Genomic DNA, 14739 nt, shown 5'->3' on the forward strand with positions numbered 1-14739 from the left:
CGCCGGCGAGCGGCCAGCCGGGTCCCGGTCGTCAAAGGCCCAGCACGCGTCGGAGTCCCCGGTCAACTTCATGCATCAAGCTCGGCGGCAGCTCCCCGACCTGATCGGTGAGGTCGGTCTTGTTGAGCGTGACAAGCGCTGTGATGTTGACGACCGAATCACGTGGCAGTCTCGTTGTGGCTGCGGGCAAGAACACGTTCCCGGGCATTGCTGCCAGGGCAGTATTGGACGTGATCACCGCCGCGAGCACGGTCGCAAGGCGACTGGCGTTGTACGGATCGGACTGGATCACGAGCACCGGGCGGCGCTTGGCGGGCCGGCTGCCGGACGGCGACCCAAGGTCGGCCCAGTAGATCTCAGCGCGGCCAATCACCACTCATCGTCCACGGCCGCTAACACGCGGTAGCCAGCGGCCACGGCGGCTGACTCCGATTCGTCGGTGCCACGCAGGCTCTCGAGAGCACTGTCGATCTGTCCGGTCAGCGCTTGGGCATCCAGCTCGTCCAAGTAGCGCTGTGCAGCCCGGGTGAAGAACTCAGACCGACTCATGCCGAGGTCACTCGCACGCCGGGATACACGATCGAACGTCTCGTCCGGCAGGGAGATAGCGGTCTTCACACGAGTAGTATAACCGGGTATAACCTCGTCCGCCGCCACGCCGCAATCCGGGGTGATGGGCCGCGCTCGGGGTCACTCACCCGATAGGTGCGGGTCGGGCGCGGCGGCAAGCGCGGAGGCATCGGCGCGGCGCTGGGCCAGGGTGCGCGGGTCGTCGTCGCACGGCCGCGGGCCAGTTGTGTGAGCCGCCGATCCAGCATCGCGGCGTCGGTGGCATACAGCCGACCCCACAGCGCGGCGGTGCCCGCATCGGGATCGCCGATGTGCACGTCACGGCTGCGGGCCCAGGCGCGGGTGCGCCGCAGCGCAGCGGGGTCGTAGCGATCAATCCAGCCGTCAATGGCCTACTCCAACTTCGACGCCGACGACGGCACCCACGCAGCCGCGTGTTCGGCGACGGCGACATCGACGAGCCGCAGCCCCTGGGGGTCGGGCGCCGTCCGATCTCGGCCAGCTCGCATCACCACACCTCCCCCGAGCCGGCACCCCCTCATCGCTGGCGTCCGGCTCGACGGACCGGCGACGCGCGAGCAACGCCCACGGGGCCTCATCACCGAGGGCAGCGTCGGTGACGCCTGACCGGATATCGGATATCGCGGGCCGCGGAGCAGCTGAGCATCCACGGTGGTGCTCAGCCGTATGCGACTCATGCCATCACTCTGCCACTCACCGGCCGATCGCCAGCAGGGTTAACTTGTCGGCAAGCCGCCGACAACTCGGCGCCGGGCCAGGTTCCGACGGATCTCGAAAGGCATCAGCACAATGCGAGTTGACGGACGCGAGATCCCCGTGTCCGGCAGCCTGCTGCAACCACTGAATCGGCGCACCAACGACATCATCCGGCTGGTCTCGGCGGCGGTCTTTCTGGTGTTGGTGATCACCAGCTCGCTGATCACCCGCACGCGCTGGATCGCGCTGGAGAAATCCATCTCCGAGATCGTCGGGGTGCTATCGCCCGCACAATCCGATCTGGTGTACCTGGCCTACGGCCTGGCGATGCTGGCGTTGCCGTTCATGATCCTGATCGGCTTGATCGTCTCCCGGCAATGGAAGCTGCTGGGCGCCTATGCGGCCGCCGCGATTATGGCCGTCCTCCCGTTGTCGATCAGCAGCAACCGCATCGCGGCACCCCGATGGCATTTCGACCTCCCGGACAAGCTCACCACGCTGCCCGCGCAGTTCCTCGACGACCCGCGGTGGATCGCGATGCTGGCGGCGGTGCTCACCGTGTCCGGCCCCTGGCTGCCGGCGCGCTGGCGACGCTGGTGGTGGGCGCTGCTGCTGGCGTTCGTGCCGATCCACCTGGTCGTCAGTGCCATCGTCCCGGCGCGCTCGCTGGTGGGGCTGGCGGTGGGGTGGTTCGTCGGCGCCTTCGTCGTCCTGGTCGTCGGCACCCCCGCCCTCGAGGTGCCGCTGGACGGTGCGGTGCGGGCGATGGCCAAACGCGGATTCGTGGTGTCCCGGCTCACGGTGGTCCGGCCGGGCGGCCCCGGGCCGCTCGTGCTGTCGGCGTCATCCACCGATGCCGGCGCCAGGGCGGCCGTCGAATTGTACGGCCCGCACCAAAGCAGCGGGGGCGCACTGCGTCAGCTCTGGTGGAAGGTGCGGCTGCGCGGCCCCGAAACCGCACCGCTGCAGCCTTCCATGCGCCGCGCCGTCGAGCATCGCGCCCTGATGGCCATTGCCATCGGCGATGTGGGCGTCGCCAACACGTCCACGATCTCGGTCGCCGCGCTGGACCGGGGGTGGACGATGTATGCGCACCAACCCGTCCGGGGCACTCCACTCGACGAATGCGCCCCCCAGACGCCGGTTGCCTGGGTTTGGAGATCGCTGCGAATCCTCTACGACCACCAAATCTCCCACGGCGACCTGCGCGGCCATGAGATCACGGTCGATGACGGCACGGTGCTTTTCGGTGGTTTCGGCGCCGCCGAATACGGCGCCACCGATGCCCAGCTGCAATCCGACGTCGCCCAGTTGCTGGTGACGACGTCGGCGTTGTATGACGCGGCGTCCGCGGTGGCCGCGGCCATCAACGCGTTCGGCAAGGACACCATCCTGACCGCCTCCCGCCGGCTCACCAAATCCGCTGTGCCCAAACGAATCCGCGACTCGGTGCCCAACGCGAAGACCGTCATCGCCAGCGCCCGCGCGGAGGTGATGCGACAGACCGGCGCGGATCAGATCAAACCCGAGACGATCACCCGGTTCAGTCGCAGCCAGCTCATTCAGCTGGTGCTGATCGGGGCGCTGGTCTATGTCGCGTATCCATTCATCAGCACCGTTCCCACGTTCTTCTCCGAACTGCGAACCGCGAACTGGTGGTGGGCGCTGCTGGGTCTGACCGTGTCCGCGCTGACGTATCTCGGCGCGGCGGGGGCACTGTGGGCCAGCGCCGACGGACTGGTCAGTTTCTGGAAGCTGTCAATCATGCAGGTGGCCAACACGTTTGCGGCGACGACCACCCCGGCTGGCGTCGGCGGTCTCGCGCTGAGCACCCGGTTCCTGCAGAAGGGCGGTCTGAGCGCGCTGCGGGCCACCGCGGCGGTGGCGCTGCAGCAATCGGTGCAGGTGATCGTTCACATCGTGTTGCTGATCGTCTTCAGCGCCGTCGCGGGGGTGTCGACCGACCTCTCCCATTTCGTGCCGAATGCCACCGTGCTGTACCTGATCGCGGGTCTGGCGCTGGGCGTCGTCGGCACCTTTTTGTTCGTGCCCAAGCTGCGGCGCCTGCTGGCAACGGCAGTGCGGCCCAGGCTCAAGGAGGTAACCCGTGATCTGGTCGAGCTGGCCGGTGAACCAAAACGATTGGCGCTGATCGTGCTTGGCAGCGCCGGCACCACTCTCGGTGCGGCGCTGGCGTTGTGGGCCAGCATCGAAGCCTTCGGTGGCCACACGACGTTCGTCACGGTCACGGTGGTGACCATGGTCGGCGGCACCTTGGCCTCGGCCGCCCCTACCCCCGGCGGCGTGGGCGCAGTGGAGGCCGCGCTGATCGGTGGGCTTGCCGCCTTCGGTGTGCCCGCGGCCGTAGGGGTGCCCTCGGTGTTGCTGTATCGGGTGCTCACCTGCTGGATACCGGTATTCGCCGGCTGGCCGGTGATGCGCTGGCTGACCAACAGCGAGATGATCTGAGGGCGGCTATTCGTACTGCGCGGCAGTCACCACGACGAGCACCATCGATCTGCTGCTGCTCGCCCCGACCGCGGTGGTGAGCTGAACCAGGTAGTACTCGTCGGGCACCGACCGGGCCACCGAGATGGCGACGTCCACCGTGGCCGACCCGGTGGCGTCAAACCGTCCGGACACCGACGGCACGGCAATCCCGTCGTTGGAGGCCGTCCCGGTAATGGTGTAGTCGTCGACACCGTCGATCATCCGTTGCGCATCGAGTTTCACCGTTCTCGTGGTTCCCGGCGGGATTATCACGATGGGCTGGGCGACATTGGTGGTCACCGCCGAACTGCCCGCACCGAATGACGGTGGCGCGCTAGAGCGGTCGGTGCCCCAGGTCTGGTCGGGGATGGCCGAGAGCGCGAACATGACGTCCCCGCCGGTGCGGATGATCGACTCGGGCAAAAAGGTCTTGTCGGTCGGGTGTCCGTTGATGCGCAGGCCGCTGATGTGCTTCATCCGGTTCGGCCCGGACGCGCCCGGCGCCATGATCCGGATGAATTTGCCTGCCGGCAGGGCGATCACGACGCGATCGAACAGCGGCGTGTTCACCGTGAGGATCGCGGTTCCCGGAGTGCTCGGGTACATGCCGAGGGCGGCCCACACGTACCAGCTGGACATCGCGCCGAGGTCGTCGTTGCCGGGCGCGCCGTCGGGCGTGGGACCAAACAGCGCCCGCACCCGGTCCACCGTCAGCTGCGTCTTCCACGGTTGGCCGATATAGTTGTACAGCCACGGCACCGCGAAACCCGGCTCGTTGCCGATCCACAGGTGAGGCGCACTGGGGCCGGTGTTGAGTTTCTTGGTGAATCGGTCGAGCCGGTCGGCGGAGGCCTTGCGGCCACCGAGAGCGGTCACCAAGCCGGCGACGTTGTGCGGCACCCACCAGACATATTGCTCGGCATTGCCCTCGTCGAATCCGTCCTGACCGAAAGCCATCGGCGTCTCGACGAACCCAGGACCGTATCGGAAGAATCCGGTCGGGCTGCGCGGCGAGATATAGCCAGTAGTGGGGTTGAACAGGTTCTGCCAGTACTGGGCGCGGCGCTGAAATTCGGCGGCGGTCTCGGTGTCGCCGAGCGCATCGGCCAAGCGCGAGATCGCGAAGTCGTCGACCGACCACTCCAGCGTGATCGACGCGCCGGCGATCCGGCCGTCGGCGTGAAACTCCGCCTGTTGCGGTGCATAGCCCAACGCCAGGTAGGTGGCGATTCCCGGCCGCTCCACGTAGCCGTTGAGCCCGGCGCCGCCGCGGGTTGCCGCGTTGACCATGTAGCGCAGCGCCGTGTTGGCGTCGAACTCCTTGGCGCCGAACGCGTAGAGGTTCACGATGAGCGGGACCACGCTGTCCCCACTCATCTGGCCGGTCGCGGCGTTGGCGAGCGCCCAACGCGGCAGCGCGCCGCTTTGCTCGGCGTCGTTCACCAGGGATTGAGCCATGTCGCTGGCTCGCTCGGGGAAAAGCAAGGCCTGCAACGGGGCAAGGCTGCGGTAGGTGTCCCAATCGGAGAAGTTGGCGTACTGCGTATGCCCGGGAGCCACGGTGTGGATGAGGCCGTCGAATCCGACGTAGCGGCCATCGGCGTCGTTGAAGGTGTTGGGGTGCAGCAGTGACCGGTACAGACAGGTATAAAAGGTCGACACCTGGCCGGGGCCCCTGCCGGCGACCGCGATGCGCGAGAGCGCGGCGTTCCACTGCATGGCCGCGGCCGCGCGAACCGAGTCGAAGCTCTCGGTACCCTCGGCGGCCAGGTTCGCCAGCGCACCGTCGACACTCACGTAGGAGATCGCGGTTCGTACCTCGAGCGCCGAGCCGGCCGGAAACGCCACGTATCCGCCGCTGTAGATCGAATTCGCCAGGCGGGCACCGGCGTATACCGAGTAGCCGTCCCAGGTGCCGTAGGTCGTGAACGGTTGGCTGAACTTCATGGCAAAGTACACCGTGTAGAGGTTTGCCTTGCCACAGAACCCACCGCTGGTCGCGGATCCGGTGATCGTCGTGTTGTCCTGGCCGATCTGCAGGCTGGCCGCGTAGTTGCCCGCGAGCGACGCGCCGGAACGCACAAAAACCAGGGCGGTCGTCCCGTTGCGCGGATAGCTGAACCGGCCCACGCCGGTGCGCGTGGTGGCGGTGAGCTCGGCGTTCACTCCGGTTTCGGGGAACCGCACCGCGTAATAGCCCGGAACGCCAATCTCGGTGTCGTCGTGGGCGATTCGCTCCCACGCAAGCCACGGCCGGGAGCCTACCGGGGAGGTGGTCGGCAGCATCGAAATGTCCCCGAACGCAGCGCAACCCGCCGATGCGTGGGTCATGCTGAAGCCGGTGGCGTGCGGGTTCGTGTGGTCGTAACCGGCATAGTTGCCGACGGTGTCCGGCGAGTACTGCACCATGCCGAACGGCACGGAGGCGCCCGGGAAGTTGTTGATTTCTCCGACAATGTCGCCCCCGGTTCCGGTGGCGATCAGGGTGTCGACATGGTCGACGGGATTGGCCACCAACGCGGGTTCACCGTCGTAAGCCGTGGGCGAACCGGCGATCAACGGCACGAAGAGGCCCACCGCCGCGACGAGTGCGGCGATGGTCCGCAGCGACCTTGGTGATCGCATAGCTGTCTCTTACTGCAAGCGGTGCGTTCCCGTGGGCATTTCGCGATGATGACCGATGAGAACGGAGCGGCGCGGCCGAGGGATCGGCGGTTGGCACGGATTCGGCTAGTCTCAGTTCGCTAGCCGGTGCAGGTGCCGGCCCGATCCTTGGGAGATGCAACAGATGAAGCACTTCACGGCGGCTGTGGCGACCGCGGCGCTGAGCCTGGCCCTGGTTGGCTGCGGCTCGGACACCAAGACCGAGAACAAGACGACAACGACAACGACAACCACGACGGCATCGGCGACGACATCTGCGACCACCTCGGCACCCGCGACGGGCGCCAACTACACCATCGCCGACTACATCAGGGACAGTCAGATTACGGCGACCCCCGTGCATCACGGCGATCCCGGCTCCCCGACCATCAACCTGCCGGTGCCCGCGGGGTGGAACCTGCTTCCCGAAAGCTCCGGCGCGCCCTACGGCGGCATCGTGTACGCCCAACCCTCGGACCCCAACGATCCCCCCACCATCGTTGCGCTCGTCTCCAAGCTCAGCGGTGACGTCGACCCGGCGAAGATCCTGCAATACGCCCCCGGGGAGTTGAAGAACCTGCCCGGATACGAAGGCAGCAATGACGGGAAGGCGTCCACCCTGGGCGGCTTCCAGGCCTGGCAGCTCGGCGGCTCATACACCAAAAACGGCAAGCTGCGGACCGTCGCGCAGAAGACGGTGGTGATCACCGGCCCGAACGGCCTATTCGTGCTGCAGCTCGACGCCGACGCCCTCGACGCCGACACCGGCCTTTTGCTGGACGCCACCGCCGTCATCGACGAGCAGACCACCATCACCCCCTGACGCTGCCGGCTATCGCAACCGGATCGCTTTCGGCTTCGGCGGCGCACCTTCCAGAGGTCGATGAATGCCTATGCGCGCGGCGAGGTGCCCCGGTGCGGAAGTAACGCCATTTCCACCAACCATGGTTGGCCTTACTGTGTTGGCATGACAAAACAGTCGTATGCGGTCGAGATCGGGCACCCACCGTCGGTCCTACTGCGCGCCATCAATCCGACATTGCGTTTCATGCTGGGCACCCCGCTCGCGGGCCCGCTGGGTAGGCAGCTGATGGTGTTGAGCTTCACCGGACGAAAGACGGGACGGCGGTTCTCACTTCCCGTGAGTGCCCACGTGATCGACAACGACCTGTATGCGCTGGCCAGCGCCGGCTGGAAGCACAACTTTCGCGGCGGCGCGCCCGCGTGGGTCGTCTACGACGGCAAGAAAATCGCCATGAGCGGTGAACTGATCCAGGACCGAGATGTCTTGTCCGATCTTTACCTGCGCTGCGCCCAGTCATACGGTGCCAAACGCGCGCAGCGAATGATGGGGCTGAAGTTTCGCGACAAACGCATACCGACACGGGAGGAGTTCGGCGAAGCGGTCGACCGGCTAAAGCTGGCGGCTGTCAAGTTGACGCCGTCCGGGTAGCGGCGGCCGTATCACCAACGCGGTTGCGCCCCAAAATCGTTGACCGCACCACCGGGCGTCGGATGACTCAGCGCCGTGTCCCTCGCCGAACATTCCCGGGCTCGCGGCAAGCCGACTCGGGCCGGCGCGCGCGGCAGGCGGTCGTGGCAGAACACCGTTCGCGTTCACGACACCCGCAAACACCGAATTACCCGAAACGTCCTTATGAATAGGGTCAATCCAGGCCACCGATTGCGATCACGCGGGACACCGAAAGGCGCGGCGGCGCGCCATCCTTCGCAACACCAAAATCGTGGCACGACACACCGGGTGCGTTTTGTCGCTGATCACCGCCGCAAATATACCGTGAGCCGCGAATCCGCAGCGGGAAAGGATATGGTGGTGCGCAAACACCCAGTCGACGGCATGTCGCGGCGAGAGTTCATGGCGAGGGTCGCCTGCGCAAGCAGCGCCGGCGCATTGATGTCCCTGGCCGGCCCGGTGATCGAAAAGGCTTACGGGGCCGGCCCCTGCCCCGGCCACTTGACCGACATCGAGCACTTCGTGTTGATGCTGCAGGAGAACCGGTCATTCGATCACTTCTTCGGCACGCTGTCGGGCACCAATGGATTCGACACGCCTTCGCCATTGTTCCAGCAAAAGGGTTGGAACCCTCAGACCCAGTCGGTCGACCCCGCCGGCATCACCATCCCGTACCGTTTCGACACCACCAGGGGCCCTGTCCTCAACGGCGCGTGCGTCAACGACCCTGCCCACCAATGGATCACGATTCACCAGGCATGGAACAATGGCGCCAACGACAATTGGCTGCCCGCGCAGGCCGCACAACAAACGCTGCAGGGCAACGTCCCGGTGACGATGGGTTATTACACCCGCCAAGACCAACCGATCCATTATCTGCTGGCCGATACCTTCACCATCTGCGATGGCTATCACTGTTCGCTGCTGGGCGGAACTTCGCCCAACCGGCTCTACTGGGTCAGCGCCTGGATCGATCCTGACGGCGTTGACGGTGGCCCGCTGCTGATAGACCCCACCATCCAGCCGCAAGGCCGCTTCAGTTGGCGCACCATGCCGGACAACCTCAGCGACGCCGGGATCAGTTGGAAGGTGTACCAAAACAAGCTGCTGGGGGCGCTCAACAACACCGTCGTCGGCTACAACGGCATGCTCGTCGACTTCAAACAGGCCCTGGATCCGCGCTCGAACCTGGCCCGCAACGGCATCGCCCCGACCTATCCCTTGGACTTCGTCGCCGACGTCGCCGCCAACAGGCTTCCCCAGGTGTCGTGGGTGCTGCCCGGGTTTCAGGTGTCCGAGCATCCCGGAGTACCGGTGGCACCGGCCGTCGGCGGCACCGCGATCGTCAATATCCTCCGCATTTTGCTGTCCAATCCCGCGGTGTGGGAAAAGACCGCGCTGATCGTCAGCTTTGACGAAAACGGCGGCTTCTTTGACCACGTCATCCCACCCACCGCACCGCCGGGAACGCCCGGCGAGTACGTCACGGTGCCCGACATCGACGCGGTGACGGGGTCTGGCGGCATCCGTGGGCCGATCGGTTTGGGCTATCGCGTCCCCTGTTTCGTCATCTCCCCCTACAGCCGTGGCCCGCTGATGGTGCATGACACCTTCGACCACACCTCGCAGCTGCGGTTGCTCGAGAAGCGGTTCGGTGTGCCGGTTCCCAACCTGAGCGCCTGGCGAAGAAGCGTGACCGGCGATATGACGTCAACCTTCAACTTCGCCGCCCCACCCAACCCGTCGGCACCGAACTTGGACCACCCCGCATTGCAGGCCGTGCCGCAACAGGTGCAATGCGTTCCCGACACCGCAGCAACCTTTGCGAAGGTCACTCCGCCGTATCGGGTGCCCTTCCCGCAGATCATGCCCACGCAGGAGACCACACCCGCTCGCGGGATCCCCAGCGGTCTCTGCTGAAAAGCAAGCCGCCCGACCGCTTGGCGGGCACCACCCTCACAGCCGGTCACGAAGTCGTTGGACAAGCCGGACCAACCTGGCGTGATGCGACCCAGCCCAGTAGATCCGCCCGCAGTCGGCGCACCGGCTGAATTCCTGGTAGTAGCGGCGGGTCAACGGCTCCAGCTGGTCGATCACCGCGTCCTTGCAGACCGCGGCCAACGCGCCGTTGCACCGCACGCACCGGGTGAACGGCGCCAGCCGCTGCCGCAGGTCCAGTCGCCGGATCACCTCCAGCGTCTGCTCCTCGGGGTGCTGGGAGTGCACGAAGAACCCATGGGTGATGGCCCGGCGCTTCAACAGGCCGCGGTCGCGGGTCAGCAGGATTCGCTGCTGGGCCAGGCTGACGTCGGCCAGCGTGGGATCGTCGGCGTCGCTGGACCACCACACGTCGAAGCCGAGCACCCGAAGCAGCCGTGCGAGCCGCCCGAGGTTGACATCGACGACGAAGCGGGAATTGCGCAGCGGCACCGGCCGAAGCCTGGTCGTGGACCCGATGTCGAGGGCTTCGAACATCGGGTAGGCGGTGATGCGGTCGCCGGCGGTCGGCCGGTGGCCGAAGTCAGCGGGGTGACCGTTCACCAGGATGAGGTCGACCTCGGTGTGCGGAATGCCCATCGCCTCGAGCACATCCTTGACCGTCTGATGGCTGCGGAACGGCCGGCGCACGGTCAGACCGCGTGACTCGGGCGCCACGAAGTCGTTGAGCTCGGCGTAGGCCCGGACCTCCACATAGCCGACCATGCCTCATGGTCTCCCCAAGGATCGCCGGCGGCAACGTGGGCCGGGGTCGCCCGGGAGCGACTTGCCGTGCGCGCCGGAAAGCGTGTATCACAGCGATTGACGGTGGGTGGTGGTGGTCCGGCGTGATCGGCGATTCCCGTGCGGTGACGGTGCTGCTGGGCGGTGACGTCATGCTCGGCCGCGGCGTGGACCAGATCCTGCGCCATCCCGGCGAACCGGAATTACGCGAGCGGTATATGCGTGATGCGCTGGGGTATGTCCGGCTGGCCGAGCAGGCCAACGGGCCGATTCCGCGCCCGGTGGATTGGCGGTGGCCGTGGGGCGACGTGCCGGCGGTCCTCGATGACGCCGGCACCGACGTGCGTTTGATCAACCTAGAGACCACCATCACCGCCGACGGTGAATTCGCCGACCGCAAGCCGGTGTGTTATCGAATGCACCCGGACAACCTGCCCGCACTGACGGCGTTGCGGCCAGACGTGTGCGCGCTGGCCAACAACCACATTCTCGATTTCGGCTACCGGGGGCTGACCGACACCGTCTCGGCTCTCACCGGGGCGGGGATCCAGGGCGTTGGGGCCGGAGCCGATGTGCTCACCGCTTGCCGCCCGGCGGTGGTAACGGTTCACCGCGAACACCGGGTGATGATCGGCTCGGCGGCGATGACGTCCAGCGGGGTACCCGAATCGTGGGCCGCGCATCGTGACCGGCCCGGGGTCTGGTTGATCAGGGATCCGTGGCGGCGCGACGCCGCCGACGACGTGGCGGCACGGCTGCTGGCGGGCAAGCGCCGCGGCGATGTTGCCATCGTCTCGGTGCATTGGGGATCCAATTGGGGCTATGCGATCCCCCCGGGTGACATCGCGTTCGCCCACCGGCTGATCGACGCCGGCATCGACATCGTGCACGGACACTCCTCGCACCATCCCAGGCCGATCGAGATTTACCGCGGCAAACCGATCCTGTACGGGTGCGGTGACGTCATCGACGACTATGAAGGCATCGGCGGGCACGAGTCGTTCCGCAGCGACCTCCGACTGCTGTATGTGATCTCCACCGATCCCGCTGGCGGACAACTGATCTCATTGCAGATGATTCCGCTGCGGGTACGCCGGATGCGACTTGAGCGGGCCAGTAAGGCCGACGCGGAGTGGTTGCGCGGGACCCTGGAGCACATCAGCCGCCGGTTCGGGATTCGTGTCGCGGCGTTGCCCAACGATCTCCTGGGGGTCGTTTCATCCGCGCGATGACGCCGGCTCGAGCCGGTGCCGGGGATCGTCCCGGCATCTCGCTGGTGCCCGGGCACGTGTCGAATTGGCCAGTCGCACAGATGAACCGGCGCGGTGTTACCCGCGACCGCCAGCTACCGGGCAGCCGCCGCGAGGGACTGCGACCCGCCATCGATGACGAGCCATGTTTTGCGTGCCGGCCAAGCCCGCGCGTTTGATATGCAAGAGTTTGAGTCGTTCTTGCCGACAGGTGTGGACGTTGCGAGGCGATGAGCAAGGAGTGACCGGCAGCCATGGCGATCCGTCAGGACATCGGGGCGCTGTTCACCGACCTGTATGAGGTGGCGATGGCGCAGGCCTACTGGGCCGAAGGAATGTCGGGCACGGCGGTTTTCGAGACGTTCTTCCGCAAGCTGCCGCCGGGCCGGTCCTACATCATGGCCGCCGGCCTGGCGGATGTGGTCGAGTTCCTCGAGGCGTTTCGATTCGACCGGCAGGATCTGGACTACTTGCGTAGCCTGGGCCAGTTTTCCGACGACTTCCTGCGGTGGCTCGCCAGGGTGCGCTTCACCGGAGACGTCTGGGCTGTGCCAGAAGGAACCCTCGTCTTTCCGAACGAACCGGCCATCCAGGTGATCGCCCCGATCATCGAAGCACAGCTCGTCGAGACCTATGTGCTGAACCAGATTCATCTGCAGAGCGTGCTCGCGAGTAAGGCCGCGCGGGTGGTGGGCGCCGCGCACGGACGGCCGGTGGTGGACTTTGGCGCGCGCCGCGCCCACGGCACCGACGCGGCCCTGAAGGTGGCGCGCACCAGCTACCTCGCCGGTGCTGCGGGCACGTCGAACCTGCTCGCGGCCCGCCGGTACGGGATCCCCGCGTTCGGCACGATGGCCCACAGCTTCGTTCAGGCCTTCGACAGCGAGAGCGCTGCGTTCGCGGCGTTCACCCGGCTCTACCCGGGCACCACGCTGCTCGTCGACACCTACGACACGCTCAGCGGCGTCGATCACGTCATCGAAATGGCCAAGCGGTCAGGCGACCGCTTCGACGTGCGCGCGGTGCGGATCGATTCCGGGGACCTCGCCACGCTGTCCAAGGCAGCGCGCGACCGGCTCGACGCCGCGGGCCTTCACCGGGTGGAAATCTTTGCCTCGTCCGGCCTCGACGAAAACCGCATCGCCGCGCTCGTGGCTGCCGACAGCCCGATCGACGGCTTCGGCGTGGGCACCAAGCTCGTCGTCGCCGAGGACGCGCCCGCCCTCGACATGGCCTACAAGCTGGTGGAATACGACGGCGTCGGGCGCACCAAGCTCTCCAGCGGCAAGGTGATCTACCCGGGACGCAAACAGGTGTTCCGCACCGGCGAACATGGCGTCTTCGGCGGCGACACACTGGGCAAGCACGGCGAAAGGCTGCCCGGAGAGCCGCTGCTGGTGCCGGCCATGATCAACGGCCGGCGCGTCTCCCAGCACGTGCCCGGCCTCGAGGCCGCACGCGAACGGGCCCGCCAGCAGGTCAACGCGCTCCCGCCGGGCCTTCGCTCGCTTGCGGACACCGACCGCCCGTACCCGGTGGCCATCAGTGACGCGATCCTCAGCGAACTCGACCGGATGCGGCACACGGGTCCGGCAACGCCTGGACGTGACCGGCGCCCCGGCGTCGACTAGGGGTGTCGCCGGCATTAAGGCCGAATGACCCTACAGCGGAGTGATCGTCACCCTCTAGATTTCGGACTGCCGGGGCACCAAACCCCGTCTTTACCACCCTCAAGAAGGACACCGTGCGCACATCCAGGGACATCACGCATGCGGGAGTCGGCTGCGTCGGGGAACACGAGACGCTCGCCGCAGCAGCCCAACGCATGCGCGATCCAGGTGTGGACGCCTTGTCGATCTGCGGGGACGACGGCCGCCGGCACGGGATGCTCCCCGACCGCGATGTCGTCATCAAATGCGTTGCCGCCGAGCATGACCCGGGCACGATGACCGCCGGTGAACTGGCCCGGGGGAATACCTATCACGTCGATGCCGAAGCCAGCATCGAAGAGCTGCTCAACGTGATGGAAGAACATCGGGAGCGCCGACTGCCCGTCATCGATGATCGCCGGCTGGTGGGCATCGTCAGCGAAGCCGACATCGCCCGCCAGCTGCCGGAGCCCGCCATCGCCCACTTCGTGAAACCGATCTGCGCACCTCAAGCCGTTTCCAGCCGCTGACCCCTCGACACGTGGAAGGCAAGCCATGAGTTTTCCCTACGGAACCGGCCCGGCAGCAGGCGAATACAGCACCGAGGACGACAACCAGCTTCAGCCGGAGGACACTCTCGTTGAGCGCGGCGTCGACGACGTACTCGATGAGGGCTATTCGCCGCCGGAGCGACCCTATGGACGTGGCGCCTTCGGCCCTCCCGAAAGCATGGACCAGCTGCTGGTCGAGGAAGAACCAGATCCGACGTCGCGAATCGGTGCAGTGCTCGACGAAGATGAGCAGCAACGCTGCGATGAAGCCGAGCGGGAAGCCGAATTTCCCCGGCGCGGCGAGGTTGGACGGGCCCGAGCGGGCCGGCTCGTCGCGCCGGACAAGGGGTTTGGTGAAGACACTGTGGCAGAACTGGTCGCTGAGGACGTCGGCATCAGCGGGGGCGCAGCGTCCGCCGAAGAGGCCGCGGTTCACATCATCGTAGACGAGGAGTAACCGCCACGGAGGTGAAAAACAGATGGCCGCCGACCCGCAATGTGCACGCTGCAAACAGCCCATTGGGCCAGGATGGCTCTACATCACCGCGCATCGGCGCGGCCAAGCCGCGGTAGCCGAAGACGGCGTTGCATATATCCACGTGCCAGGCGAATGTCCTCGACCCGGGGAACACGTTCCGCGCTCCTAGCGGCCCCGGGCAGTGAAGGCGATGACT

Annotated in this window: 12 protein-coding genes and 1 pseudogene; 8 read left to right on the plus strand and 5 right to left on the minus strand. The window is 66.5% G+C overall.

All coding sequences use genetic code 11. The annotated features are described in order from the left end of the window. Positions 1–31: 31 nt before the first annotated feature. The 3 genes and pseudogenes from G6N20_RS14065 to G6N20_RS14075 form a co-directional block, all read right to left on the minus strand. On the minus strand, positions 32–376 hold the full coding sequence (locus G6N20_RS14065) for a type II toxin-antitoxin system PemK/MazF family toxin (protein WP_083048016.1): 345 nt from the start codon (positions 374–376) through the stop codon (positions 32–34). Continuing rightward, positions 370–618, minus strand: a complete 249-nt coding sequence (locus G6N20_RS14070) for a ribbon-helix-helix protein, CopG family (RefSeq protein WP_083048040.1) — start codon at positions 616–618, stop codon at positions 370–372. The genes G6N20_RS14065 and G6N20_RS14070 overlap by 7 nt, the downstream gene beginning before the upstream one ends. Before the next feature lie 93 nt (positions 619–711). Then, positions 712–1049 (minus strand): annotated as a pseudogene (locus tag G6N20_RS14075) (DUF222 domain-containing protein); the annotation flags it as partial. Positions 1050–1380: 331 nt separating this feature from the next. Here G6N20_RS14075 and G6N20_RS14080 point away from each other — a divergent pair. Next, positions 1381–3756 carry a lysylphosphatidylglycerol synthase transmembrane domain-containing protein gene (locus tag G6N20_RS14080; protein WP_083048014.1) on the plus strand — a complete coding sequence of 792 codons (2376 nt, stop codon included), beginning with the start codon at positions 1381–1383 and terminating at the stop codon, positions 3754–3756. 6 nt (positions 3757–3762) lie between these two features. On the opposite strand, the gene G6N20_RS14085 is transcribed toward G6N20_RS14080, so the two are convergent. Then, complete coding sequence (locus G6N20_RS14085; protein ID WP_083048012.1) at positions 3763–6402, minus strand: GH92 family glycosyl hydrolase; 2640 nt, start codon at positions 6400–6402, stop codon at positions 3763–3765. A 163-nt stretch (positions 6403–6565) separates the two neighbouring features. Between G6N20_RS14085 and lpqN the strand changes: the two genes are divergently transcribed. The 3 genes from lpqN to G6N20_RS14100 all read left to right on the plus strand — a co-directional run bounded on the left by lpqN (position 6566) and on the right by G6N20_RS14100 (position 9814). Further along, a complete protein-coding gene (lpqN, locus tag G6N20_RS14090) occupies positions 6566–7243 on the plus strand; it encodes an envelope biogenesis lipoprotein LpqN (protein WP_083048038.1) in 678 nt (225 codons plus the stop codon). Positions 7244–7387: 144 nt separating this feature from the next. Further along, positions 7388–7873, plus strand: a complete 486-nt coding sequence (locus G6N20_RS14095) for a hypothetical protein (protein WP_083048010.1) — start codon at positions 7388–7390, stop codon at positions 7871–7873. 375 nt (positions 7874–8248) lie between these two features. Continuing rightward, entirely contained in the window at positions 8249–9814 is a 1566-nt protein-coding gene (locus tag G6N20_RS14100; protein ID WP_083048036.1) for a phospholipase C, read from the plus strand. A 36-nt stretch (positions 9815–9850) separates the two neighbouring features. Here G6N20_RS14100 and G6N20_RS14105 read toward each other — a convergent pair whose 3' ends face one another. Continuing rightward, positions 9851–10597, minus strand: coding sequence for a Mut7-C RNAse domain-containing protein (locus G6N20_RS14105; RefSeq protein ID WP_083048008.1), 747 nt, complete (start codon positions 10595–10597; stop codon positions 9851–9853). A 170-nt stretch (positions 10598–10767) separates the two neighbouring features. Between G6N20_RS14105 and G6N20_RS14110 the strand changes: the two genes are divergently transcribed. The 4 genes from G6N20_RS14110 (at position 10768) to G6N20_RS14125 (ending at position 14522) form a co-directional block, all read left to right on the plus strand. Next, positions 10768–11847, plus strand: a complete 1080-nt coding sequence (locus G6N20_RS14110) for a CapA family protein (RefSeq protein WP_232065533.1) — start codon at positions 10768–10770, stop codon at positions 11845–11847. A gap of 272 nt (positions 11848–12119) precedes the next feature. Continuing rightward, positions 12120–13496: a nicotinate phosphoribosyltransferase gene (locus tag G6N20_RS14115; RefSeq protein WP_083048004.1), complete on the plus strand. Its 1377-nt coding sequence runs from the start codon at positions 12120–12122 to the stop codon at positions 13494–13496. Positions 13497–13609: 113 nt separating this feature from the next. Continuing rightward, complete coding sequence (locus G6N20_RS14120; RefSeq protein WP_083048002.1) at positions 13610–14044, plus strand: CBS domain-containing protein; 435 nt, start codon at positions 13610–13612, stop codon at positions 14042–14044. Between the two features lie 25 nt (positions 14045–14069). After that, positions 14070–14522, plus strand: coding sequence for a DUF5709 domain-containing protein (locus G6N20_RS14125; protein WP_083048000.1), 453 nt, complete (start codon positions 14070–14072; stop codon positions 14520–14522). Positions 14523–14739: the final 217 nt, after the last annotated feature.

Source organism: Mycobacterium shinjukuense (assembly GCF_010730055.1).
GTDB classification, from domain to species: Bacteria; Actinomycetota; Actinomycetes; order Mycobacteriales; family Mycobacteriaceae; genus Mycobacterium; species Mycobacterium shinjukuense.

What these genes read in the sequence shown, in the direction of transcription:
- G6N20_RS14080 (WP_083048014.1), top strand. Translation starts at nt 1,381, where the DNA reads ATGCGAGTTGACGGACGCGAGATCCCCGTGTCCGGCAGCCTGCTGCAA.
- G6N20_RS14085 (WP_083048012.1), bottom strand. Translation starts at nt 6,402, where the DNA reads ATGCGATCACCAAGGTCGCTGCGGACCATCGCCGCACTCGTCGCGGCG.
- lpqN (WP_083048038.1), top strand. Translation starts at nt 6,566, where the DNA reads ATGAAGCACTTCACGGCGGCTGTGGCGACCGCGGCGCTGAGCCTGGCC.
- G6N20_RS14095 (WP_083048010.1), top strand. Translation starts at nt 7,388, where the DNA reads ATGACAAAACAGTCGTATGCGGTCGAGATCGGGCACCCACCGTCGGTC.
- G6N20_RS14100 (WP_083048036.1), top strand. Translation starts at nt 8,249, where the DNA reads ATGGTGGTGCGCAAACACCCAGTCGACGGCATGTCGCGGCGAGAGTTC.
- G6N20_RS14105 (WP_083048008.1), bottom strand. Translation starts at nt 10,597, where the DNA reads ATGGTCGGCTATGTGGAGGTCCGGGCCTACGCCGAGCTCAACGACTTC.
- G6N20_RS14110 (WP_232065533.1), top strand. Translation starts at nt 10,768, where the DNA reads ATGCTCGGCCGCGGCGTGGACCAGATCCTGCGCCATCCCGGCGAACCG.
- G6N20_RS14115 (WP_083048004.1), top strand. Translation starts at nt 12,120, where the DNA reads ATGGCGATCCGTCAGGACATCGGGGCGCTGTTCACCGACCTGTATGAG.
- G6N20_RS14125 (WP_083048000.1), top strand. Translation starts at nt 14,070, where the DNA reads ATGAGTTTTCCCTACGGAACCGGCCCGGCAGCAGGCGAATACAGCACC.